The organism is Roseibium sp. MMSF_3412 (assembly GCF_030733265.1).
Classification (GTDB): domain Bacteria; phylum Pseudomonadota; class Alphaproteobacteria; order Rhizobiales; family Stappiaceae; genus Roseibium.
The window spans coordinates 226,796-251,457 of sequence record NZ_JASHJI010000004.1 but is presented as its reverse complement, the minus strand read 5'-3'; the positions used below and the strand labels follow the sequence as shown (position 1 = coordinate 251,457).

General features: G+C 59.1%; 21 protein-coding genes. 11 read left to right on the top strand and 10 right to left on the bottom strand.

Going from position 1 to position 24,662, the window contains the following annotated elements; all coding sequences use genetic code 11:
* Positions 1-34: 34 nt before the first annotated feature.
* From RBB49_RS10035 to RBB49_RS10005, 7 genes are all read left to right on the top strand, one after another.
* Positions 35-829, top strand: a complete 795-nt coding sequence (locus RBB49_RS10035; protein WP_306142611.1) for a LuxR family transcriptional regulator — start codon at positions 35-37, stop codon at positions 827-829.
* Positions 830-1,109: 280 nt separating this feature from the next.
* A complete protein-coding gene (locus RBB49_RS10030) occupies positions 1,110-1,838 on the top strand; it encodes a FadR/GntR family transcriptional regulator (RefSeq protein WP_306142610.1) in 729 nt (242 codons plus the stop codon).
* Positions 1,831-3,000: an aminotransferase class I/II-fold pyridoxal phosphate-dependent enzyme gene (locus RBB49_RS10025; RefSeq protein WP_306142609.1), complete on the top strand. Its 1,170-nt coding sequence runs from the start codon at positions 1,831-1,833 to the stop codon at positions 2,998-3,000. Before RBB49_RS10030 ends, RBB49_RS10025 begins: the two co-directional genes overlap by 8 nt.
* A 37-nt stretch (positions 3,001-3,037) precedes the next feature.
* On the top strand, positions 3,038-4,294 hold the full coding sequence (locus tag RBB49_RS10020) for a sugar ABC transporter substrate-binding protein (protein ID WP_306142608.1): 1,257 nt from the start codon (positions 3,038-3,040) through the stop codon (positions 4,292-4,294).
* A 62-nt stretch (positions 4,295-4,356) separates the two neighbouring features.
* Entirely contained in the window at positions 4,357-5,220 is an 864-nt protein-coding gene (locus tag RBB49_RS10015) for a carbohydrate ABC transporter permease (protein ID WP_306142778.1), read from the top strand.
* Positions 5,221-5,228: 8 nt separating this feature from the next.
* Positions 5,229-6,071, top strand: coding sequence for a carbohydrate ABC transporter permease (locus RBB49_RS10010; RefSeq protein WP_306142607.1), 843 nt, complete (start codon positions 5,229-5,231; stop codon positions 6,069-6,071).
* Between the two features lie 18 nt (positions 6,072-6,089).
* Positions 6,090-7,145 carry an ABC transporter ATP-binding protein gene (locus tag RBB49_RS10005; protein WP_306142606.1) on the top strand — a complete coding sequence of 352 codons (1,056 nt, stop codon included), beginning with the start codon at positions 6,090-6,092 and terminating at the stop codon, positions 7,143-7,145.
* A 207-nt stretch (positions 7,146-7,352) separates the two neighbouring features.
* On the opposite strand, the gene RBB49_RS10000 is transcribed toward RBB49_RS10005, so the two are convergent.
* The gene (locus RBB49_RS10000) at positions 7,353-7,949 is read right to left on the bottom strand and encodes a TetR/AcrR family transcriptional regulator (RefSeq protein WP_306142605.1); all 597 of its coding nucleotides are present in this window, start codon (positions 7,947-7,949) and stop codon (positions 7,353-7,355) included.
* A gap of 138 nt (positions 7,950-8,087) precedes the next feature.
* Here RBB49_RS10000 and RBB49_RS09995 point away from each other — a divergent pair, with 138 nt between their 5' ends.
* The 4 genes from RBB49_RS09995 (at position 8,088) to dmeF (ending at position 14,316) form a co-directional block, all read left to right on the top strand.
* The gene (locus RBB49_RS09995) at positions 8,088-10,214 is read left to right on the top strand and encodes a VIT and VWA domain-containing protein (protein ID WP_306142604.1); all 2,127 of its coding nucleotides are present in this window, start codon (positions 8,088-8,090) and stop codon (positions 10,212-10,214) included.
* Entirely contained in the window at positions 10,214-10,858 is a 645-nt protein-coding gene (gene rrtA, locus RBB49_RS09990; RefSeq protein ID WP_306142603.1) for a rhombosortase, read from the top strand. The genes RBB49_RS09995 and rrtA overlap by 1 nt, the downstream gene beginning before the upstream one ends.
* 200 nt (positions 10,859-11,058) lie before the next feature.
* Positions 11,059-12,963: a caspase family protein gene (locus tag RBB49_RS09985; protein ID WP_306142602.1), complete on the top strand. Its 1,905-nt coding sequence runs from the start codon at positions 11,059-11,061 to the stop codon at positions 12,961-12,963.
* A gap of 327 nt (positions 12,964-13,290) precedes the next feature.
* Positions 13,291-14,316, top strand: a complete 1,026-nt coding sequence (dmeF, locus tag RBB49_RS09980) for a CDF family Co(II)/Ni(II) efflux transporter DmeF (RefSeq protein WP_306142601.1) — start codon at positions 13,291-13,293, stop codon at positions 14,314-14,316.
* Between the two features lie 70 nt (positions 14,317-14,386).
* Here dmeF and RBB49_RS09975 read toward each other — a convergent pair whose 3' ends face one another.
* From RBB49_RS09975 to rpsT, 9 genes are all read right to left on the bottom strand, one after another.
* Complete coding sequence (locus RBB49_RS09975) at positions 14,387-15,001, bottom strand: transmembrane anchor protein (RefSeq protein ID WP_306142600.1); 615 nt, start codon at positions 14,999-15,001, stop codon at positions 14,387-14,389.
* Between the two features lie 12 nt (positions 15,002-15,013).
* Positions 15,014-15,745, bottom strand: a complete 732-nt coding sequence (locus tag RBB49_RS09970) for a HupE/UreJ family protein (protein ID WP_306142599.1) — start codon at positions 15,743-15,745, stop codon at positions 15,014-15,016.
* Positions 15,746-15,799: 54 nt separating this feature from the next.
* On the bottom strand, positions 15,800-16,165 hold the full coding sequence (locus RBB49_RS09965; protein ID WP_306142598.1) for a hypothetical protein: 366 nt from the start codon (positions 16,163-16,165) through the stop codon (positions 15,800-15,802).
* A 434-nt stretch (positions 16,166-16,599) separates the two neighbouring features.
* Positions 16,600-19,053, bottom strand: a complete 2,454-nt coding sequence (gene gyrB, locus RBB49_RS09960; RefSeq protein ID WP_306142597.1) for a DNA topoisomerase (ATP-hydrolyzing) subunit B — start codon at positions 19,051-19,053, stop codon at positions 16,600-16,602.
* 132 nt (positions 19,054-19,185) lie between these two features.
* Complete coding sequence (recF, locus tag RBB49_RS09955; protein WP_306142596.1) at positions 19,186-20,334, bottom strand: DNA replication/repair protein RecF; 1,149 nt, start codon at positions 20,332-20,334, stop codon at positions 19,186-19,188.
* Positions 20,335-20,362: 28 nt separating this feature from the next.
* Positions 20,363-21,481: a DNA polymerase III subunit beta gene (gene dnaN, locus RBB49_RS09950; RefSeq protein WP_306142595.1), complete on the bottom strand. Its 1,119-nt coding sequence runs from the start codon at positions 21,479-21,481 to the stop codon at positions 20,363-20,365.
* Positions 21,482-21,650: 169 nt separating this feature from the next.
* On the bottom strand, positions 21,651-23,126 hold the full coding sequence (dnaA, locus tag RBB49_RS09945; RefSeq protein WP_306142594.1) for a chromosomal replication initiator protein DnaA: 1,476 nt from the start codon (positions 23,124-23,126) through the stop codon (positions 21,651-21,653).
* A 153-nt stretch (positions 23,127-23,279) separates the two neighbouring features.
* Complete coding sequence (locus tag RBB49_RS09940; RefSeq protein ID WP_306142592.1) at positions 23,280-23,720, bottom strand: rhodanese-like domain-containing protein; 441 nt, start codon at positions 23,718-23,720, stop codon at positions 23,280-23,282.
* A 646-nt stretch (positions 23,721-24,366) separates the two neighbouring features.
* Entirely contained in the window at positions 24,367-24,633 is a 267-nt protein-coding gene (rpsT, locus tag RBB49_RS09935; RefSeq protein WP_306142591.1) for a 30S ribosomal protein S20, read from the bottom strand.
* Between the last annotated feature and the right edge of the window lie 29 nt (positions 24,634-24,662).

The following is a 24,662-nucleotide window of genomic DNA, read 5'->3' as shown; positions in this document are numbered from 1 at the left end:
TTGCAAATGGGTTGTATCGTGAACCGGGGCTGGCATGCCGGAAAATTTGTGCAAACACTCGGAGTTTATCGTCTCTTGCTACGAGAGGGTGACCCGTCTGGAAACGCCGCATGAGCTCTTCTCCCTGCTGAAGGAAACGGCAACCGCCCTGGACTTTACCAACTATGGTGTGGTGTTTCTGCCGGACGAGCAGGATCGCCTGATCCGGTCCGCCTTCGTTGCAACCAACGTATCCGCCGACCTCGTTGCAGAGTATGACCGGCACAGATTGCTGGAAAACAGCCCGGTCATGGCGGCTTTGCGCAAGGACCGGAAGCCGGTTGAGTACGACGTTGAACACCTGCCGTTGCAACGGCCTGAAGAGCAAACGGAGTTCATCAGGGAGCTTTTCGTGAAGCACAAGGTGCCGCGCGGCGTCTTCCTGCCATGCTACGACAATGTCGGCCGGAAAGGCGCCATTGCCTTCATGGGCGAGCGGCCTCTGCCGACAAGCGGGGAAACGGCGATGCTTCATCTCCTGTGCCACTATGCCTTCGGCCACCTTCATCTGCTTCTGGCGGCGAACTGGAAAACCAAAGACCTGACGCCCCGCGAGATCGAGTGCGTCGAACTGGCGGCTGTCGGCAAGACCAATCTCGAATGCGGATTGGTCCTGGGCGTCTCCGAAACGACGATTGCAGGTTATTTTGCCTCCATTTCCCGGAAGCTGAATGCGACCAACAAGACCCACATCGTCGCAATCGCCTATGAACGCGGCCTGATCGCGCCGAAAGCCACGGAAGCAAAAGCCCGCCTAAGGGGGAATCTTCCCGAAGGCAATCTCACCTGATCGCAAACAGATGGCCAGGCCGTAGGTGCCGCGGCCACTGCCTGCCGAGCATGACCGGACAGGGGTTCAACCCTGTCTTGTGCCTACGCACAAGGTTGCACGCCGGGCCGCGAAACGGCGTCACTCCTTTGCCGTGCTTCCTCAAGCGTTCCGTATCCTGAAAGCCTGGTGCGTCAGAACGCGTCTCCCTTCCAGATTGAAACTTTGTCAGACATAATGTTTACAATGTCAGACAAAGTGATATGGTTCGGTCAGACAAGGGAAAGGTCGACATCGGTCCATGGTGGAAAAAACTCCGGTCAAAAAACGCGCTTCCGAAGACCAGTCCGCTGAAGAGCCCCGGGACGTGCCCCACGCGCTCATCAAGCTGATCGAGGACGAGGGCCTTCAGGTCGGCGACCGGCTGCCTCCGGAACTGGAACTGGTGCGCCGGCTGGGCTTCGGCAGATCGACCATCCGCGAAACGCTGAAAACCTGGGAGAGCATGGGTGTCGTCAGCCGGAACAAGGGCGCAGGAACCAGGCTGATTGGCGAAATGTCCCGCAACACCCTGCGGGTGGCGTTGACGATCAAGCATGAAGCCGAAAGCCTGATCCGGATGCAGCAGGTTCGCCGCCCGCTCGAGATCGAGGCCGTTCGCCTGGCGACGCGGCTCGCGACGACGGACCAGCGCCGGGTGATCAATGCGCGCGCCGCCGAACTGATTGCCGTTTATGAGGCCGGAGAAGACTGGCGCCCCGCCGACCATCGCTTTCACAAGGCGATCCATGCAGCGACCGGAAACCCGCTCTTCGAACAGATTATCGACCAGATCCTGAAGTGCTTTCACGACATATACGAAACGCCCTTCGGCAAGCCGCATCTGGGTCAGGATTCAATCCCGCTGCACAGGCCGCTGGCCGATGCCGTCATTGCCGGCGACGAGGACCGGGCGGTCGAGTTCACGGAACGCATCATCGACATGGTGTGTGCCGAAACCCTGCAAATCGCCGAGGCATGCAATGACTGAACGGCGCCCCGGCGACTATTCGATCGAAACCCTGCTTGCGAGCGTTGCCGAAGGGGCGGGAGGAGCGGTTGTCCCGCCGATCGTGCAGACGTCCCTGTTCGCGTTCGACAGCTACAAGGCATTCGAAGACCGGATGGCCGGACGCTCCGATGATCCCCTGTACAGCCGGGTTCAGAACCCGACGGTCGCGGCCTTCGAGGGCATGATTGCCGCCGCGGAGGAAGGCGAGGCGGCGGTCGGTTTTGCATCCGGGATGGCGGCAATTTCCTCCACCGTGCTGGCGCTGGTCAGGCCGGGTGACCGCATCGCCTGCGTCGAGCATGTCTATCCGGACGCCTACAGGTTCTTCGAGCGCCTGCTGAGACCTTTCGGGGTGGAGATCACCTATCATCCGGTCGCGGATTTCGAGAATGATCCGGATCTGCTTGACGGGGTCAGGCTCGCCTATCTTGAAAGTCCGAACACGGTTGTCTTTGAGGCAATGGATCTTCCACGGGTTGCTGCCCACGCCAGACGGCACGGGACGCTCACGGTGATCGACAATTCCTGGGCGACCCCGGTCTTTCAGCGTCCGCTGACGCTGGGCGTCGATATCGTTCTTCATTCGGCGTCGAAATATCTCTCGGGGCACTCCGATACGGTCGCAGGTGTCGTCATTTCAAGTGGCGAACTGATCGGAAAGATCCGTGATCTGTCTCTCTCCCTTCTCGGCGGCAAACTCGCACCCTTCGAGGCCTTTCTGCTGACCCGGGGACTGCGGACACTCGGCGCGCGCATGCGGCAGCATCAGTCGGCGGCGGACCGGTTCGTTGACAACCTCTCCGGACATCGACTCGTCAAAAAGGTTCGGTCTCCGGGCCCCAACACGGTGCCGGGGCTGACCGGAAGGTCCGGGCTGCTCTCCGTCGAGCTTGATGACAGCGTCAGCATTCCGGATTTCGCGGATGCTTTGAAGCTGTTCCGGCTCGGCGTCAGCTGGGGCGGGTTTGAAAGCCTGGTCCTGCCGACGCAAATCGCACTCAACCAATCCGGGGAAGAGAACTCCCTGCAACGCTTCGGGGTTTCGGGCCGGATCGTCCGGCTGAGTCTCGGCCTCGAAGATCCCATCGACCTTTGGGCTGACTTTGATGCGGCTCTCAGTCTAAGCGCCAAAGAAAAATAAGGCGTGCCTAACAACTGAACTCAAAAGAGGTGGAGAGATGAAAAAGCTGTTGAGCGCACTCAGTGCGTTAGCTGTTCTGGCGGCAACGTCAGCTCATGCTGAAACATTGAAGCTGGTGGAAGTGATCACCAGCCCGGAACGTACGCAGGTCCTGCAGGGACTGGTGGACGAATTCGAAGCGGCAAATCCCGGCACGGAAGTGGAAATCGTGTCACTGCCCTGGGGCCAGGCGTTCGAGAAATTCGCGACCATGGTTGCCGGCGGCGACATTCCCGACGTCGTTGAAATGCCGGATCGCTGGGCGGGCATCTACAAGGACAGGCTGGTCAATCTGAACGACAAGATTGCCGGTTGGGAGCACGGCAACACGCTGACCCAGAAGACCATCGACATGGGCAGGCAGACCGACGGCAAGACCGTACGGATGATCCCGTATGGCTTCTATCTGCGCGCTCTGTTCTACAACAAGAAGCTGCTTGAGGAAGCGGGTGTCGAAGGACCGCCGAAGACCATGGAAGAATTCATGGCGGCGTCCAGGGCGGTCTCCGAACTCGACGGCAAATACGGCTATTGCCTGCGCGGCGGTCCGGGTGGTCTGAACGGCTGGATCATGATGGCGGCGACCATGAACGGCGACAACACCTTCTTCGACGAAGAAGGCAAGAGCACTCTGAACCAGCCGGGGTCGGTCGAAGGCATCCAGTTCCTGATCGATCTTTACCAGAACGGCTATGCTCCCAAGGATGCGGTGAGCTGGGGTTTCAACGAGATCGTGGCAGGGTTCTATTCCGGCACCTGTGCGTTCCTTGATCAGGATCCCGACGCGCTGATTGCCGTGGCCGAACGCATGGACGCGGAAGACTTTGCGGTCGTTCCCATGCCGGTCGGTCCGGGCGGCAAGGCGTTCCCGACCATCGGGTTTGCCGGATGGGCGATGTTCGACACCACGAAGGACGAGGATCTTTCCTGGAAACTGATCGCGCATCTTTCCAATCCGGAAGCCAACAAGACCTGGGCAAAGCGCGTCGGTGTCATTCCGATCCACGAAGGCGCGGAACAGGACCCGCACTTCAAGACGGAGCAGTTCGCCGGCTGGTTCGAGACGCTCAATGGCGAGCAGTACATTCCGACCGTCATGCCGACCTATCTGGAACAGTTCGGCTATTTCGCGGATTCCATCGCACTGGAAACCAGCCAGGAAGCTCTGCTTGGCCAGATCAGTGCGCAGGAAGTCGCCGATCAATGGGCTGAATTCCTGACCGATGAATACGGCCGTTGGAAAGCAGCTCAATGACAGCTCAGGCTGACAACGCGCCCGGGGACAACCGGGCGCGCGGTTCCTTTTACCTCCGTTACATGGTGGAGCCCTACCTCTACCTGTCGCCGGCCGTCATCGTGATTGCCCTGGTGATGCTGGTTCCACTGGTCATCGGCATTTCCTATGCCTTTCAGGCGGTCAACCTGCTGCGTCCGTTTCAGACCGGCTGGGTCGGCTTTGAGAATTTCCAGGCGCTTTGGAGCGACAGGAAATTCTGGCTGGCCCTGACAAACACATTCTGGTGGACGCTCGGTTCGATCACCTTCCAGTTTTTCCTGGGGCTCGGGCTGGCGCTTCTGCTGAACACCCGTTTCCATGGCAAGCGGCTTGTCCAGGCGCTGGTGTTCCTGCCCTGGGCCGTGCCGACATTCCTGTCCGCGCTGACCTGGGCATGGCTGTTCAATCCGACGATCGGGCCCCTGCCGCATTGGCTGGCCGCGCTCGGCATCCTGTCCGAACCGTTCAACATTCTCGGTGATCCAAATCTGGCGATGTGGGGGCCGATCACCGCAAATGTCTGGTTCGGCATTCCGTTTTTCGCGATCACGCTCCTGGCGGCCCTGCAGTCAATCCCCGGTGAACTTTATGAAGCCGCGGAGATTGACGGGGCATCGGCCTGGCAGATGTTCACCAAGATCACACTGCCGTTTCTTGCGCCGATGATTGCCATCACCGTGATGCTGCGCACGATCTGGATTGCGAATTTCGCGGATCTGATCTTCGTCATGACGGGCGGCGGGCCCGCCAACTCGACGCAGATCCTGTCCACCTACATCTTCACGACCGCGTTCAGGAAACTCGATTTCGGTTATGCCTCCGCGATTGCGGTTGCGCTGCTTGGCCTGCTGTTGATCTACGCGGCCGTCCTGCTCGTCCTCCGCCGCAAGCTCGTCAAGATCTGAGGGCCGCCATGAATGCTCTGCGTCAGACATCGCCGTGGGCGGTCGCCGGAAAGTACCTTGCCCTGGCGCTTTACGTTGCCTTTGCCCTGTTTCCGCTCTACTGGCTCGCCAAGATCGCGGTCACCCCCGACAAGCTGATATTCAGCGAAGGCACGGCACTCGTTCCGAGCAGGTTCACGTTTGAAAACTTTCAGACGGTCCTGTTGCAAACGGACTTTGTCGCCTATTTCCGCAACAGCCTGATCGTGTCGCTCGGGACCGCCGCGATCACCACGATGATCGCGGCTGCCGCGGGCTACGCCTTTTCCAGGTTCGACTTCCGCGGCAAGCGGCTGATCATCGCGCTCATGCTGATCACGCAGATGTTTCCCCTGCTGATGATCATCGCACCGATCTACAAGATCGTCGCAACGCTCGGCCTGCTCAATTCGCTGACGAGCCTCATCATCGTCTACACCGCCTTCAACATCCCGTTTGCAACCTTCCTGATGCAGTCCTTCTTTGACGGCATCCCGAAGGATCTTGAAGAGGCGGGCATGATCGACGGCTGCACGCGTTTCGAGGCCTTGCGCAAGATCGTGCTGCCGCTGACGCTGCCGGGACTGGGGGCAACGCTCGGCTTCATCTTTACAGCGGCCTGGAGCGAACTCCTGTTCGCACTGATGCTGATCAACTCCAACGACGCAATGACATTCCCCGTGGGGCTCTTGACCTTCGTGTCCAAGTTCTCCGTGGACTGGGGGCAGATGATGGCTGCGGGCGTGCTCGCGCTGGTGCCGTCCTGTCTCTTCTTCATCTTTATCCAGCGGTACCTGGTCCAGGGCCTGACAACCGGAGCCGTGAAGGGCTGACACCCCAGGGAGGACGATGTGGCACGCATCGAGTTGAACAATATCGCCAAATCCTACGGTTCGGTCGAGGTCCTGAGGGACGTCAACCTGACGATCGAGGACGGAGAATTCATTGTCCTGGTCGGACCGTCCGGCTGCGGCAAGTCGACACTTCTGCGCATGATTGCAGGGCTTGAACCGATCACCGGCGGGGAGTTTCAGGTCGACGGCCGTCGCATGAACGAGGTGCCCCCGCGCGACCGGGACATGGCAATGGTGTTTCAGTCCTATGCGCTTTATCCGCATATGGATGTCGCGCGCAACATGGGCTTTTCGCTTGAGATCCGCAAGGCGCAGAAAGAGGAACGCAGCCGGAAGATCGCCGATGCCGCGAGAACACTCGGCCTGTCTTCCCTGACCGAACGTCTTCCCCGGGCCCTGTCGGGTGGCCAGCGTCAGAGGGTGGCGATGGGACGGGCGATTGTCCGCGACCCGAGCGCGTTCCTGTTCGATGAGCCACTGTCCAACCTCGACGCGGCCTTGCGCGTGGAAATGCGCCTTGAAATCGCGCGTCTCCACCAGCGGCTGAACGCGACCATGATCTACGTCACCCACGACCAGGTTGAAGCCCTGACGCTGGCGGACCGGATCGTTGTCCTGAATGCCGGCGACATCCAGCAGGTGGGAACACCGCTTGATCTCTACGAGCGGCCGTCCAACAAGTTCGTGGCGCAATTCATCGGCTCGCCGACAATGAATATTCTTGGCATCGATCAGGCGGAGAACGGCGTAAAGCTTAAGGACGGAACCCTGCTGAAGGTCGGGTCCGAACAGGAACGGCGCCGGGCACATGAGCTCGGCGTGCGTCCGGAACATCTTGATGTTGTCGCGGAAGACGCCGCCCACATGAAAGGCGTTGCCGAACTTGTGGAACATCTGGGGTCGGATACCAACATCCACGCAAACGTGCCCGGTGTCGGGCCGGTTCTGGTTCGCCAGCACGGGCATTATCCGCTCAGGGCCGGGGAGGCCGTCAATATCGCGGTCGATCTGGAAAAGTCACATCTGTTCGGAGTTGAAGGCCAACGGCTTTAAGACAAGACGTTCTGGAAATGGCATAAGAAAACCGGCGATTGCCGATTGGTGCAAGCCGTCCTGACGGGCTCACCGTCTGCATCTGAACCGCAACCGGGCGGAAGTTGGCTCAGCGGGTGCCGGCTGCATTCCTTTCCGATGGATCCGCGTTCTGTTTCAGGATGCACCGAATTCAAACAACAGGTGTGAAGCGATCGCTCACATCGCTTACGGTTCTCTTTGCAAGCCGTGGACATAGGTCTTGATCAACGTCCTTGCCAGCGTCAACGACGTTTCACCTTCCTGCAGCCGGCCTGAACCCTCAAGGACCGTCATGCCGAAAAGGCTCATCCACAAAATGCGCGCATGCTGGTGAATTTCAGCATCGCTTCGCCCTGTCAAAATGGGCGCAAGCGCGCACTCGATCAGGTGGAGAAGCCTGGAAACCTTGTCCGAAAACCAGTCTGGTACGGGCCGGCCCTCGGGCAGTTTATGCTCAAAAACAGCGTTCCAGAGTTTTGCGTTCTCATGCGTGAAGTTCAGGTAGCAATGCACCAGTCGCTCAAGGTCCATATTCGGGTCTTGCGTGAGTTCGACCTTTGAACATTCCTCCATGAGCTGATCCAGGGTTTCCCCATTCATATGCATGATGAGGTCATCGAGATCGTCAAACAGATTGTACAAGGTTCCAATCGTGTAGCCGATGTCTCGTGCGATCTGCCGAGCGCGAAGGCCTCTAAGCCCCTCAATTTCAACAATTTTCTTTGATGCGTCGATAGCAAGTCGCCACAATTCCTCCCGCGTGTGATCGGACCGCCGGGCCATGCACTTCTCCGGAAAACAGCAAAAAATGAACACTGTTCATATTTTATCTTGAAATTGATCGGCGATCAATTTATTTAAATGAGCACTGATCAATTATCAGTTTTTCACTTCTAGTCCTCACGAACGGGAGCATTCAAAATGGTTCGGATCTCAAGAGACTGGTGTGCCGCATCGGCATTTGCTGCAGGGCTCTGCCTGAGCGTTTCGGCTGTAACGCCGGCAAATGCTGTTGGCCTTCTCACCCCATCTGATCAATCGCAGTCGCTGGATCTTCTCACGCACAAGGTGAGCGTGGTGGTGGAAGACGGATACGTGATGACCACGGTCAACCAAACCTTCAGCAACCCGCATGCGAGCGACAAGGAAGCGACCTATTCGTTTCCGGTCCCGCACAAGGCGGCTGTGTCCGAGTTTACCTACTGGATTGACGGACAGCCGGTAACGGCCGAGGTCGTCGAGAAGGAAAAGGCGCGCCAGATCTATCAAAGCGAGAAACAGGCAGGCCGGAACACGGGCGTTGCGGAGCAGGATGACTACAAGACCTTTGACATCAGTGTCTGGCCTGTGCGCGGCAACGACAATGTTGATATCCGGTTCACTTATATCCAACCTGCAAAACTCGACACGGGAATTGGGCGGTACCTCTATCCGCTCGAGGACGGTGGCGTTGACGAAGAAAAGCTCGCCTTCTGGACTGCCAAGCAAACCGTCACGGGAACGTTCAGTTTTGATTTGCACCTGAGGACCGACTATCCGGTCGATGCCGTTCGCCTGCCCAGGCATCCGGGCGCTCGAATTGCTCAGGAGCAGGATGGCAGCTGGCGTGTTCACATGAGCAATTCCGAATTGGCCGATGATCTGGCGCCGGTTGCGGATCCGGGTTCGCAAGGCGTGTCCGCCATCGAGGACGCCGGCATCGGCGAAAACCCGGCATCGGCACTTCGGACCCCGGTGACGCTGGATCAGGACATCGTCGTTTATTGGCGGCAAGCGCAGGATCAGCCGGCGCGCGTTGATCTGGTGCCTTACAGGGCGGACCCCTCCGGACGCGGGACCTTCATGTTGACCTTGACGCCCGGCATGGATCTGCAGCCCATTACCGAAGGGCGCGACTGGGTTTTTGTTCTGGACCGGTCCGGGTCCATGGGGGGCAAGATCGCAACGCTGAGTGAAGGCGTCGCGAAGGCGCTCGGCAAGCTCAGGCCCGAAGACCGCTTCCGGATCATCTTTTTCAACGACGGAACAGATGAGCTGACAAACGGCTTTACCCCCGCATCCCCCGAAAAGGTGAAACAGGTGCTGGATCGTATCCGCGGCGTGCAATCGGGTGGCAGCACCAACCTTTATGCCGGGCTCAAGGAAGGTCTCGATGCCCTGGATTCCGACCGGACAAGCGCCATCGTTCTGGTGACTGATGGTGTTGCAAATGTAGGCACCACGGAAACCAGGAAATTTCTGGAACTGACGCAGCAAAAAGATGTCCGCCTGTTCACCGCGATCATGGGCAACAGTGCCAATGCGCCCTTGCTTCAACCGATGACAGATGCTTCAGGCGGCTTCGCTGTCAGGGTTTCAAATTCTGACGACATTGTCGGCACCCTGCTGCAGGCAACTTCTAAGGTCACGCACGAAGCGCTCCACGGCCTGAAACTGGATCTGACGAACAAGGAAGGTTCCCTGCGCATCAACGATATCAGGCGGCGCAACAATCCGTCGCTCTATCGCGGTGAGCAACTGGTTCTCTTTGGCCACTATTGGGGAAATGGCGAGGCTTCGCTCAGGCTGACCGGCGAAATCTCAGGCGCGCCTGTCAGCTACGAAACCAGTTTCACCTTTCCCGAAACAGCTGACCGCAACCCCGAAATCGAACGCATGTGGGGCTATGCGCAAATCGAACATGACATGCAAACGATCGCTCTTCTTGGCCCGAGCCCGGACCTCAAGACGTCCATTGTCGATACATCCAAGGAATACGGTATTCTGTCGCCCTACACCTCGATGCTGATCGTCGAGGAGGCGCGGTTTGAAGAACTTGCGATTGACCAGACCAACAAAAAGCGTCTTGCCACTGAACAGGCTGCCCGGCAGCAACGGAAGGCGAAACCGGTAAAATCGACCCGCGTGGACACGAACAAGCCGATGTTCAAGGGGAACCAGCCAAGCCATTCGGGTGGCGGTGGCTCCGGATCGCTGGGTATCCTGGGGCTGTTGCTGGCACTGTCTGCGTTGACCTTCGGTCTCAAGATGCGCCGCCGGGCTGCATGATGACCGGCATTCTTCCCTCTTTCACCCATGGCGGCTCACGGCTGCCATGGGTTTCCGTCGCCCTGGCTGCGGCAAGCCTGGTGCTCTTCGCCGTGTTCGGCGGACAACCCGAGGCCTTCATCTATGATCGGGAGCTCATAGCAAACGGAGAATTCTGGCGTTTGGCGACGGGCCACTTCGCTCACCTCGACCACCAGCATCTGGTCATGAATGCCGGGGCCCTGATCGCGCTTGGGTTGCTCTATGAGACGTCTCCGCACGGTGGTGCGTGCAGGCTGTTCTGGGGATGCTTCGTTTTTTCCGCGGGCCTGATTTCTTGCGCCCTGTTTTTTGGGGATCCCAAGACGCAGTTCTATTGCGGCCTGTCGGCAATCCTGAATGCCCTCTTCGTGGTCACGATGATTGCGATGTGGCGCGAAACACGCAGCCGGCTATGGCTTTTAGGCCTCTTTCTCCTGGCCGCAAAGACCGGATATGAGGCTTTGTTTGGCTCTGTCTTTTCCAGCGGTCTTGAGTGGCCACCTCATGTTGGAGCGCACCTGACTGGCATCGCCGCGGGTATGCTGCTTCTTGTCTTCGATTTGTCTGAAAAAACGCGGCGCAGACTGAGCCGGTCTTATGCCGGTGCTGCCCGGACGGAGTGAGCGCGCCGGGAACGGAGGCCCGCACACCGGTCCTGTCCGATCAGCGGGACCAGCCGCAATCTTGCTTCCCTAAAGTAAAGAAGCTTAAATCGTAACGCTGGCCCTCCGGCTTGCTGTGGCAGCAGCGCTCGAGAACTTGATTTCGCCAGCGCACTTGTTTGTAGAAATTATCAACGAAGCCTTTCCGAAGGAGTGGTCGAGTGTTTTTCAGGAGCGGCAACGCGTTACGATCCCTGTGCTTTTTTTTCATATTCCTGCTTTTCACAATTTCCGCGCATGCCGAAAAGCGTGTTGCTCTGATCGTCGGGAACGGGGCGTATACCTGGGCGGGAGCGCTGGAAAATCCGGTCAATGACGCCCGGAAACTGGGCGAAGCCCTGCGAAATCTCGATTTTGAAGTTCATCTGGAGGAAAACCTGCAGCGTTCCGGATTTCAGGAAGCGATCCGGACATTTTCCAGGTCTCTTGAAGGGGCTGATGTTGCGCTGTTCTTCTATGCCGGACACGGTATTCAGGTGGCCGGCGAAAACTATCTGGTGCCGGCGGATGCCAATCTCCAGGAAGAGAGCGACATCAATGTTGAACTGATCGCCGTCAAGTCGCTTTTGAAACAGATGGAAGGTTCGGCAAAAACCAGGATCATTCTGCTCGACGCCTGCCGCAACAACCCGTTCACGGCAGGTCTCGCCCGCTCGATGGGCACGAGATCGGTTGAGGTCGGACAAGGCCTCGCCCGGGTTGATTCCGGACCTGGAACCTTGATCGCCTATGCGACGGAGCCCGGAAATGTCGCGCTTGACGGGACGGACGGAAACAGCCCTTTCACCAAGGCGCTACTGAACCATATCTCCACACCCAATCTGGATGTTGCTCGCATGCTGAGGCGGGTCAGGACAGATGTGATTGAAACCACCGAAGGCGCGCAAATCCCCTGGGAAAACTCGTCTTTGGTCGTGGATTTCACCTTCAGGCCGGCCGATCGGGGCCCGGTGGAACTTGCGTCGAGCGAACAAGCCCTTTGGGAAGCCGTCAGATACGGCGACAATCCGGACGAAGTCCGCCTCTACCTGGAACGCTATCCGAACGGCCAGTTCGCGAAAGCTGCTCTGGAACTCCTGAACAGGACCCTTGGTCACAGGCATCCCTCCGTTTCAGACAACCAGGATGCCAAGGCCCTCCAGTCAAGGTCGTCATCGGTCAAAGCGTGCCTGATCGTTGAAGACACTGACCTGGGGCTTGGTGTGCCCGATGGCGCGGAGCAGGCCTGCTATGACGCGGTGGCGCTTTTTCCAAACTCTGCCTTGCTCCGATTGCTCTACGGCAAGGTTCTCGATCGCGCCGGCAATGAACCCGAGGCTGCACGCCAATACAGGCAATCCGCGGAACTCAACAACACGAATGCCATGATCGAGCTGGCCGTTGCCTATGAACTCGGCAAGGGCGTTGAATGGCAGCCGGAAGAATCGCTGCGGTTACTCAACAAGTCCGCCAGCCGGGGCAATGCCGAAGCCATGAACCACCTTGCACATTTGTATACCGAAGGAAATCTCGTCGACTATGATGAGATCAAGGCCTTCCAGTGGTTTCAAAAGGCGGCCGAGGCCGGAAATCCGGAGGCGGCGTTTTACGTCGCCGGGGCCTATGACAGGGGCGAAGGCGTTGACCGGAATGATGACAAGGCCCGTTTCTGGTACCTGCGCGCGCTGAATTCGGACGATTCCGGTATCGCGGCAACCAATCTCGCATGGATGTATCTTGAAGGGCGCGGTGGAGACAAAGACACCGAGCGGGCCCGGCAGTTGCTTGAACAGGCCGCAGCGGCAGACGACGTGATCGCGATGCGGGAACTGGCCCTTCAATACCTGAACGGCACTTTCAAGAGCGAGCAGAAAGAGATCGCCGTCGATTGGCTCATGAAGGCGCTCAGGTCCGGTGGCAGGATAGAGGCGGAATACTGGTTTCTGACCAGGTCGGCAGACTACCCGCTTTCTTTCAACAAGGCGGTTCAACGCCGGCTGAAAGCGGCCGGAACCTATCAGGGTAAAATTGACGGCAAAATCGGGGACCGGTCGCTTCAGGCGCTTTTTCAATACGCGGATCAGTAAGCCACGCGAAATCCAAGAAGATGTTGCCTCGCTCGTTTGGTCCGGCCGTTTTACGCTCCGGCATCGTTGGTCCACCCTTGAGGTGAGCAACACACCGGCGCGCAAAACGTCTCGCCAGCGCGGAAAAGGGCCGGTCGTGCAAGGCATCGAATTCACAGGGTGGGCAGGGAGCGGGCATTGGGTGCGGTGCATGCGGATGTCGGCTTCGTACTTCGTTCAGAAGGGCAGGTTTCCCGCTTTTGTGCTAGGGATCTCCAGATCGCCTGAAGTGGCGTGGGATTGGCGTCGTCATAGCCTTGTTCGAACGAATCACGGGAGAAATCTCAAATGCACAAACACGACATGTCGTCCTGGACCCACGACCATGTTTTCGGGCAGGACAAGGCGCGCCCGGGTGAACGGCGGACGCTGATCATCGTGCTTGTGACAGCCGTCTTCATGGTCGTGGAGATTATTGCCGGGCTTTACTACGGCTCCATGGCGTTGCTGGCAGACGGTCTTCACATGGCAAGCCATGCCGCTGCCCTGGGGATCAGCGTCGCCGCTTATGTTTATGCCCGGCGGCATGCAAGTGACCGGCGGTTCTCGTTCGGAACAGGGAAGGTCAACAGCCTGGCGGCGTTTGCAAGCGCCATACTCCTTGGCGGGTTTGCTGTCGTGATGGCAGTGGAAAGCGGTGAACGCCTTTTCAATCCGGTCGCGATCAGCTTCGACCAGGCGATCCTCGTGGCTGTGCTGGGTCTTGCCGTAAACGGCGCGAGCGCCTGGCTCCTAGCTTCTACGCCTCATCATCATCACGATCACGATCACGGACACGGACACGGGCATGGGCATCATCACGACCATCACCACCATGGGCATGACCACCACCACCATCATCACGATGAAGATGAGACGGCCTCTGAACTCCACAAGGATCATAATCTGAGGGCTGCTTACCTTCATGTCCTCGCCGACGCGCTGACATCCTTGCTCGCGATCATCGCATTGCTGGCGGGCAAATATGCCGGTGCCGCATGGCTGGACCCGATCATGGGTATCATCGGGGCTGCACTGGTGGCTCACTGGTCCCTGGGGCTGCTGCGCATGTCGGCGAAGGTGCTGCTGGACTGGCAGGCGGAGGAACCGAAGGTCGAGAAACTGCGCAAATCCCTGCTCGCCGATGACAGCGACCGGATCGCTGATATTCACGTTTGGTCAATCGGGCAAAGCCAGTATGCCGCCGAGATCGTGATTGTCAGTGACAATCCCCAGAGCCCGAGCCATTACAAGGCTCTGATCCCGGACAACCTTGGCATCGTGCATGTCAGCCTGGAAGTGCACCGCTGCGGGGCGTTACGGCAGGCGGCCTGACGGCCTCAACACATTCGAACAAATCAGGGATGTGCCACGCATCCGCCGAAACAGGCGCGTGGCATTGTCCCTAGTCGCTACGAACGATGCCGCTGTAGTCGCCGCGCAGCTTCAGCGTCACCGAGACTGCTGTCTTGTCGCGGTTCCGCCAGAACCAGCCATGGTCCCCTGCGAAGGGTGTCTCGAAGCTGCCTTCGCCGGAGGTCTGGCCGCGGCCTTTTTCGTAGGTGACATTCTCGCCGCCTGCATGGGCGTGCAGATCAAAGTTGATCCGTCCGCCTTCGGCCGTCCATGCGTAGGTCAGCGTCGCGCCTTTCTCCATGGTGGCCTTGATTTCGGTGTAGGCACCGGGTTCAAGCGTGAAGGTCACCTCGTCGGTCCACGCCCCTTGCGCGTGTGCTGTCGAGACGAACAGGCCAAAGACATCGTCAATGAGCGACGACGAACCTTCCGCGCCATGCAGCTTTTCGTCTTCGGCCGCTTCGTCCGCCAGTTGTTGCTTGATCTCACCCATTTCGGTGAGACCGAGAATATTGCCGACGCCCGTCGGGTCGATGCCATATTCAGCAGGGAGGTAGACCATGACGCCAATCGCAGTGGCACCGATGGCGGCAATGATCGACATGCGGCGGAGCTGCCGGTTGCTCGGCAGGTCTTCGAGTTTGGGTTGGGGTGCGTTGTACATTGCTCTCTCCAATCATGCCGTGCTGGCGATGTAACCGGCGATCTGCTGATAGGTCAGCAGCACGCCGAGGAAAACCATGATGATATTCGCGATCTTGGCCTGATGCATGAAGTTTGGGCTTTTACGCCAGTATCCCATGACAATGAGGATCACGAACAGGGCGAGAAGCTGTCCAACCTCAACGCCGACGTTGAAGGCGAGCAGATTGGCCAGGAGGCCATCCGGCGAGATCTTGTATTCCAGAATCTTGGAGGCTAGGCCTGTCCCGTGGAACAATCCGAAGATGAACGTTGCGGCCTTGGTGTTCGGCTGGAAACCCAGCCATGTCTGGAAGGCGCCGAGGTTGTCGAGCGCCTTGTAGACCACTGACAGGCCGATGATTGCATCAATGATGTAGGCGTTGATGCCCCAGCCATACCACACGCCGAGCAGCATGGTGATTGAATGGCCGAGTGCAAAAAGGCTCACATAAATGGCCACATCCTTCATCTTGTAGAGAAAGAAGACGACCCCCAACAGGAACAGAATGTGGTCATATCCGGTGACCATGTGCTTGGCCCCGAGATAGATGAACGGGATGATGTGAACACCCCAGATCTCCTGGATGTAGCCCGCGTCGCCCGGGGTTACATCATGCGCGGCAGCTGTCTGGATGCCTGCGGCAAAACACAGAAGCAGGAGTGAAAGGGCGACAGCAAAGGCGTGCGACAGCCTGGTGTGCCCCGTGATTGAACAAGACTTCATTAGGTCCTTCCAAGTGAGTAACAGATTTCTGGCGAGCCCGAACCGGGCGATCTGTTAGCCCCTTGGAGGACGTTTCGGCGGGGATGTGAGCGCGGATTTCGCGTCGCTGACAGGCAGCCGCCAGGACGAGGTATCAAACACATGCGGTGATTTCGGGCCGGACTTCACCAGCACGGCAGTGTTGTGGTCATGGTCCGCAAGGTCGTGCTGATGGCCGTGCATGGCCCAAAGCAGATCGATTTCGAACCCGTGGGAATGGCCGTGGTCTTCAATCAACTGGAGATGTTCCTGGACGGTTTCCAGGATCTTCGGCGTATGAGACGCGGACGGAACAGTGGTCCAGACACACAAGCACATGCAAACAACGCCCGTCAGGAACCTTCGCCAGACCAGCTTCTTTGTCACCGTCAATCGGACCAAAAACCGTTTCCTGTTCATCCCGGGATGTCAGCGATTGAATCAGCTGCACAACAAGCATCTCTTAGTGAACGCGAAATATGGCCAAACGACAGGCGTTTGCAAGACCCAAGGGCTTTCAAGACTAGGCAAAGTTGCTCTCAAAGATCGGAATGCGGCGCAAACGGGTGTCCGTTGACGGAGGGTTCAAGGCCCGCTTCGGGCCGAACCCGGCGCTTGTTCAGCGAACAGCGTGCATTGGCAGGAGCCCGATTTCCGGATCGATTGGAAATCCGAAATCTCGATCCTTGTCGAGGGGAAACTCATGCCGCGGCAATTTAGGCAGGGTGTTTGTTTCCGCCTGAGTTATTTTAATTTATGAATTCAGATGGAAACCGCTTCGCCGCCTCGCGAAATTTTACGCGCGCGGCGAAACTTTATGCGCTTCCCGACAAGGATCAGATATCCAGGTTCGCCACGCTCAGCGCGTTGTCCTGGATGAATTCCCGGCGCGGCTCCACTTCGTCGCCCATAAGCTTGGTGAAGATGTCGTCGGCGTCGTCCGCCTCCTTGATTTTCACCTGAAGCAGGGAGCGGACATTCGGGTCGAGTGTCGTTTCCCAGAGCTGTTCCGGGTTCATTTCTCCCAGACCCTTGTAGCGCTGCAGCGAAATGCCCTTCTGGCCGAAGCTGTAGACATGATCGAGCAGGGCCCTGGGGCCGCGGATCTCGGTCGGCACGTCCTTGCGGCGCAGCACCGCCGCCTTGCCGTAAACCTCGTTGAGATGGTCCGCATAGGCGGCGAGCCTGCGTGCATCGGCGCTGTCGAGCAAAGCCGCGTCGATCGTCGCGGCTTCCTCGACACCGCGCACCGTGCGCCGGAAGACCAGGCTGCCGTCGTCCTGGGCAACGCCTGTCCAGCCGCGTTCGAATTCATCGGCAAGGATGTCCATGCGGCGGGCGATATAGGCGGCAGCCTCTTCGGCCTTGGCACGGTCGTTCAGGATTTCGGTATTCAACGCACCCGCGATAGCGGCCTGCTCGACGACATCGCGATTATAGCGTGAATGCAGGCCGTCGAAGATTTCGGCGATCTTGCGCGCGCCTTCAACGACGTTGTGAAGATCCTGCCCCGTGCGGACCTCACCGTTTGCAAGCGTGAGCGATGCCTCGTCGAGGCCCTGCGCGATCAGGTAGTCTTCCAGGGCGGGCTGATCCTTGAGGTATTGCTCGGACTGGCCGCGCTTCACCTTGTAGAGCGGCGGCTGCGCGATATAGACATAGCCGTTGTCGATGAGTTCGGGCATCTGCCGGAAGAAGAAGGTCAGCAGCAGCGTCCGGATGTGGGCGCCGTCGACATCCGCATCGGTCATGATGATGATCTTGTGGTAGCGAAGCTTCTCGATATTGAACTCTTCCTTGCCGATCCCGGTGCCGAGCGCGGTGATCAGCGTGCCGATTTCGTTGGAGGAAAGCATCTTGTCGAAGCGGGCGCGTTCCACGTTGAGGATCTTGCCGCGCAGCGGCAGCACTGCCTGGTTTTCCCTGTGCCGGCCCTGCTTGGCCGAGCCGCCCGCCGAGTCACCCTCCACCAGGAAGAGTTCGGCCTTGGACGCATCCCGTTCCTGGCAGTCCGCGAGTTTGCCGGGCAGGGAAGCAACGTCGAGCGCTCCCTTGCGCCGCGTCAGTTCGCGCGCCTTGCGGGCCGCCTCGCGTGCCGAGGCCGCCTCGACGACCTTGGAGACAATCGCCTTGGCCGGAGCCGGGTTTTCTTCCAGCCAGTCATTGAGCGTCTGCGCGATCAGGTTCTCCACAACGGGCCGGACCTCCGAGGAAACCAGCTTGTCCTTGGTCTGCGAGGAGAATTTGGGATCGGGCACCTTCACGGAGAGGACGCAGGTCAGGCCTTCGCGGCAGTCGTCGCCGGACAGCGAGACCTTTTCCTTTTTCATCAGGCCGGTCGCTTCCGCATAGCCGGTCACCTGGCGCGTCAAGGCTGCGCGAAACCCGGCAAGGTGCGTGCCGCCATCGCGCTGCGGAATGTTGTTGGTAAAACACAGAACCTGCTCATGGTAGCTGTCGTTCCACCACATGGCCGCTTCCACGGTGATGCCGTCCTTCTCGGCCTTCATCGTGATCGGGTCTTCGATCAGCGGGTGCTTGGCCCGGTCGAGATAGCGCACGAAAGCCTCGAGACCGCCCTCGTAAAAGAGTTCCTCGACAACATCTTCAACGCCGCGCTTGTCCGTCAGGATGATGCGCGCACCGGAGTTCAGAAACGCCAGTTCGCGCAGGCGGTGCTCAAGCGTGTTGAAATCGAATTCCGTCTTGCTGAAGGTTTCGGGCGAAGGCAGGAACGTGACTTCCGTCCCCTTCTTGCCGTTGGCCGGTCCGACCACTGCAAGCGATCCCTGTGCCTCGCCATGGGCGAAACTCATGAAATGTTCTTTGTCGTCGCGCCAGATCCTGAGATCGAGCCGGGTCGAGAGCGCGTTCACCACCGAAACGCCGACACCGTGCAGACCGCCGGAAACCTTGTAGGAATTCTGGTCGAACTTCCCGCCCGCGTGCAACTGGGTCATGATGACCTCGGCTGCTGACACGCCCTCTTCGGGGTGAAGGTCGGTCGGGATGCCGCGGCCGTTGTCGGACACGGTCACGGAACCGTCCGGGTTGAGCGTCACCGTCACGTGGTCGGCATGCCCGGCCAGCGCTTCGTCGATGGCGTTGTCGACCACCTCGTAGACCATGTGGTGCAGGCCGGATCCGTCATCCGTGTCGCCGATATACATGCCCGGGCGCTTGCGCACTGCATCAAGCCCCTTGAGGACCTTGATGGAGTCCGCTCCATATTCGGCACCGTTGTCGGTTTCAGGGGTCGGAATAGGCTCTGACGTGGACGTGTCGCTCATGCGAATCAATCACCAATCGGTTTGTCTGTTATCACCCCGTTATACGGGGTTCCCCGGGGTGTTCAACCGCACGCGGCCCATGGTGAAGCCAGCGAAACGATTATGGTGGAAAACCACAAGATTCAGGCGGTTTTATGAGGTTGGAGCAGGTGTGATCTGCCGGGCTTCGCCACTGCCGATTTCAAGGATCTGGGCCTCCGCCGGCAGGGCTTCGAAGAGGGACTGGTCGGTGCCCGTCATGAAGACCTGCCCGCCCAGCAGGACGAGCTTGGAAAAGAGGGCCGCCCGCCTGTCCGGATCGAGATGCGCGGCGACCTCGTCAAGGAGCAGAAGGGGCGTCATGCCGCTGACCTTTGCGGTGAGTTCGCAATGGGCGAGGATCAGCCCGATCAGGAGTGCCTTCTGTTCTCCCGTGGAGGCGAGCGCGGCGGGCATGTCCTTGGCCGCATGACGGACCTTGAGGTCGCTGAGATGCGGGCCGTTGAGCGTGCGTCCGGCCGCGCGGTCTCTTGCCCGCCCGTTTGCCAGCAAAGCGCGGTAATGCTCTTCACGGTCCGCCGCGTTCATTCCGGCCGTGTCGCGCTCGAACGCCCCGTCCAGGTCAAGCGAAGCGTGCGGAAACGGTTGGCTCTGCGTTTTCTGCTCGGCAACCGTCTGGGCCAGAAGATCAACCGTTTCCTGGCGGGCGATGGAGACGGCCGTGCCCAGCTCCGCGACCTGCTGTTCCAGGGCCGTGAGGAAAGTCTCCGTCCCCCCCTGTTCCAGGAGCTTGTTCCTCTGGCGCAAGGCCGTTTCAAAGTTGCTGACCCGGCGCCCGTGGCCGGGGTCGACCGACAGCGTCAGCCGGTCGAGGAACCGGCGCCGGTCCGAGCCCGGGCCGGTGAAAAGGCCGTCCATGGCGGGCACCAGCCAGAGCACGCGCACATAGTCCAGCAGCGTCTCCGAGCCGCGCACATCCTCGCCGTCAATGCGGACCTTCCGTCCGCTCGCGCCTTCGACAAGTCCTGTGCCAAGCTTCGTTTCCAGTCCGTCGAGTTCAACTGTCGCGACAACGCTCCAACTGCCCGGACCCGGGGTCCGGGCAATGTCCGCGAGCGTTGCGCGGCGCAGGCCGCGGCCTGCTGTCAGAAAGGAGACGGCTTCCAGCACGTTGGTTTTGCCGGCCCCGTTGGCACCGACAAGCGCAACCATGGTCGAGGCGACATCAAGCGACAGTCTTTCATGGTTGCGGAAGTCGGTCAGGGACAGGCGTGTCACTCTCGCCGTCCTGAATGCGCTCATCGTTCAGCTTCCGCTTCCGTTCCCGGGATCAGACACGCATTGGCATGAGGACGAACAGGCAGTCTTCGACCGTATTGTCCTGGATCAGTGTCGGCGAACCTGAATCGGCAAGGCGGAACAGGGCTGTGTCGCTGCCAAGCTGATTTGCGATGTCGAGCAGGTAGCGGGAATTGAAGCCGATTTCGAGCGGCTCTGCGTCGTATTCGACCGCCAGTTCCTCGGTTGCGCTGCCCGAATCCGGGTTGTTGACGGTCAGGACCATCCGGCCTTCGTCGAGCGACAGTTTGACTGCGCGCCCGCGCTCGGAGGAAATCGTCGAAACACGATCGACCGCCTCCTTGAACTCGTCCCGGTCGACCCGCATTTCCTTGTCGTTGTTCTGCGGAATGACCCGCCCGTAGTCCGGAAACGTGCCGTCGATCAGCTTCGACGTGAGGATAATGGACCCGGTGGTGATCCGGATCTTGGTTTCCGACAGTTCGATCTGAACGTTCGCTTCCGGGTCTTCCAGCAGTTTCTGCATTTCGCCGACCGTCTTCCGCGGCACGATGATCCCGGGCATCCCGGAAGCGCCCTGCGGAGCGATGACTTCGGCCTGCGCCAGACGGTGCCCGTCTGTCGCCACGGCGCGAAACTGCTGGCCGTTTGCGGCATCGACGGTGTGCAGGTAGATCCCGTTGAGATAATACCGGGTTTCCTCGGTCGAGATCGCGAATTGCGTGGTGTCGATCAGCTTGCGGATATCGGCCGCACCGAGCGCGAAGCCGTGGCTGAAGTCGCCGGCGGTCAGGTCCGGGAAATCGGTCTCCGGCAGCATCTGCAGCGTGAATTTCGAACGGCCCGCCCGTATTTCCAGCGTCGCGTTGTCGCCCGTGGTCTCAAGGACAACCTGCGACCCCTCCGGCAGCTTGCGGACGATGTCGTAGAACATGTGAGCGGGAACAGTCGTCGCGCCGGGCATTTCAACCATGGCCGGTACGGATTCGACAATCTCGAGATCCAGGTCGGTCGCCTTGAGATTGATCGCGTTTCCGTCGGCGCGCAGGAGGACGTTGGACAGGATGGGAATGGTGTTACGCCGCTCGACCACCCGGTGAACGTGCGTCAGGGACTTGAGGAGATCGGTCCGCTCGAGGGTCGCTTTCATACGCTTCTTCCGTGCTCGTGAAATGTCGGGCCAATTCGCCCGACCAATCTGGACATGTGCGCTCCCACCGGGAGCGGGGGGAAGACACTGCCCTTAACCGTCGTCAAAAGCAAGGGGGCGTCCACGCGGAACGCCCCCGATTTCGACTGAAAATCGTGCAGTGATGCGGTCAGGCGTCCAGCATGCGTTTCAGCAGCTCGAGCTCCTGGGCCAGGGCATAGTCCGCCCGCGCCAGTTCCTCGATCTTGCGCACCGCGTGAAGCACCGTTGTGTGGTCCCTGTTTCCGAACCGGCGTCCGATTTCGGGCAGCGACCGGGGGGTCATCACCTTTGCCAGATACATGGCGATCTGCCGCGGACGCACGATCGTCCGGGTGCGGCGGGCGGACAGGAGATCTGCCTTGGTAACGTTGTAATGCTTGGAGACGACGCGCTGGATGTCCTCGATCTTGACGCGGCGCGGTTCGCTGGACCGCACCAGGTCGCGCAGGGTCATTTCAGCCATTTCCTGCGTGATCGGCTGATTGGTCAGCTGGTTATGCGCGATCAGGCGGTTGAGCGCGCCTTCAAGGTCCCGGCCGGAGGACGCAACGTGGCGGGCGACATAGTCCAGAACGCTGTCGGGCACGGCGAATTGCGGATAGGATTTTTGCGCTGTCTCGACGCGGGAAAGCAGGATGTTGCGGCGAAGCGTGAAATCCGGCTCCTGTATGCCGACAACCAGGCCGCCCGAGAGGCGGGACCGCACGCGGTCGTCTAGGGTGTCGAGCTCGGAAGGTGCACGGTCGGCAGCCACGATGACCTGCCGGGCGCCGTCAATGAGCGCATTGAGAGTATGGCAGAACTCCTGCTGGACCTGCTTTCCGTGCAGGAACTGCATGTCGTCGATCAGCAGCAGGTCGATCGTGCGCAACGTGTCCTTGAAGGCCAGTGCCGACTGGGATTTCAGCGCCGCCACGAACTTGTACATGAAGTGTTCGGCCGTGAGGTAAAGCACCTTGTGTCCGTTCGCCCGCGCCTTGGCGGCGACCGCCTGCATCAGGTGGGTTTTGCCAAGCCCGACTGACGCATGAAGATAAAGCGGGTTGAACGTGACGGTGCCGCCGGCGGCGACCTGCCGTGCCGCCGCGAGAGCCAGATTGTTCGACTCGCCCTCGACAAATGTTTCGAACGTGTATTTCGGGTCAAGCGCAGCGCCCTGCAGCACGTCGCGCGCACTGTCGGCACTGGTGTCGCCGCGTCCAAGCGCCGCTGTCGCCGCTTGAGCGCGCGTCACCTGCGACGCGTCGCCGAGCGTGTCTGCCCGGCCGTCGGCACTGATGGCTTTGACACCGCTCGGAGCCGCCAGGCCTGGCTGTGCAACCGGGGTCTGCCGGGGGCGGATCGCGCCCCGCACCGTCAGCTCAATGCGATGAACGTTGTCGCATTCACGCTGCCAAAGACCCATAAGCTGGTCATTGTAGTTGTTTTGAATCCATTGCTTCAGGAACCGGGTCGGAACAGACAGCCGCACCGTGCCGTCCTGGTGTTCCTCAAGGTCCACGCGTGCAAACCAGCTGGTAAAAACGTCATCGCCCAATTCGGCGCGAAGCTGTTTCTTTACCCGCTTCCAATGTTCGGAGCCACCGGCCTCCTGAACCTGCATATCATTTGCCTCCTGTTTCATGAAGACCGGTCCGCCACAGCCGATCTTCGACGCCTTGCTGCTTTTGCAGCCTTATTTTGTCCCTTTTGGGACGGTTATTTCGTTGGCGGCAGTTTCACGCCTGCCGCCGCTTCCCGTCATATCGAAGGGAAACTAACTCTGAATCCAGGGCAACCCGGCGGCCTTCCAGCCGGACTGTGTGCCGCGATGACGATCCGCGTCCAGCGGCCCTTCAAACCCGTCAGAGATGTTGAAACACTGTGTGTACCCGGCTTGGGTCAGGGCTATTGCTGCCGCCTGGCTCCGGGCACCGGAGCGGCACAAGAAATAGATTGGGGCGTTCAGGTCAAGCCCTTTTTTCGAAAGGTGGTTCGCGACTGCATTTGCGAACCCGGGATTCGGCCCGGAAGAGGGAAAGCTCTGCCACTCCACCAGCATCGCTTCCTTCTCGATCGGGCGGAGATCCGGCACGCCGACAAAGGACCATTCGGCCTGCGTGCGCACGTCAACGAGTACTGCATCAGCATGCCCGGAGAGTGCGTCAAACGCCTCTTGCGACGTTACGTTTCCAGCGTAACCACCCACGCTTTGCAAAGATGCCCCCTCCGATAGCAAAGTGCTATCGACTTAAAGTATTGCCAACAATGTCGAAGTTGAGAGTCAGTTCGGAAATGAACTAAGAACCCTGTGAATCGAATACATACATGTATCCAATCCACGATCTGGAAACCGCGTGCTCAGCTATACATCGTTTAGACTTATTCATGTTCGTTCCAAGCACCGTTTTTACGTTCAATGCTGGTCTTCGTCGCCAGCCGTGTCCCTAATATACAGACGGATTCAGAGGGGGCAACAGCGACTTTTGACGATTTCCGGAAAAGCCTCGATTTTGCCCCAACGTCAGAGATTTTTTGCCTGTTGTGGGTGAAGCGGCAAATGCTTTTTGCGGCAATAACTTTTTGCCCTTGAGCGCACTGTCACAATCCAAAAACCGCCATTTCAAAAAAATTTTCAAATAGGATCTATTGACTCGTATCGAATCCGGTTCGATTGAGTTTTCTGATTCCTACATGTCTGTAACATATTGATTAAAAACAAATTTTTATGTCAGCGTGTTGGCTGGTAAAATTCACGATAGGGAACGCGAAAAATGCAAAAAGAAGTCATCCACAAAATTGCATGGCTAAAAAAAACCCGGCATCGCTGCCGGGTCTTTTTAACGCTCTGATGACGCTGCGATTCAGGCGCTGAGTGCCTTGATGCGAGCGTTGAGCCTGGAAACCTTCCGGGACGCCGTATTGGCGTGCATGACGCCCTTGGATGCGGCGCGCATGATTTCCGGCTGGGCTGCCTTGAAGGCTTCGCTTGCCGCTGCCTGGTCGCCGGAAGCGATTGCTTCTTCAACCTGGCGCAGGTAGGTGCGCACACGGCTGCGGCGTGCTTTGTTCGTGGCCGTCCGGCGGGCAATCTTGCGGGCCGCCTTCTTGGCCGATGGTGTGTTGGCCATGGGCTCAATCCTGATCGGTAATTGGGACT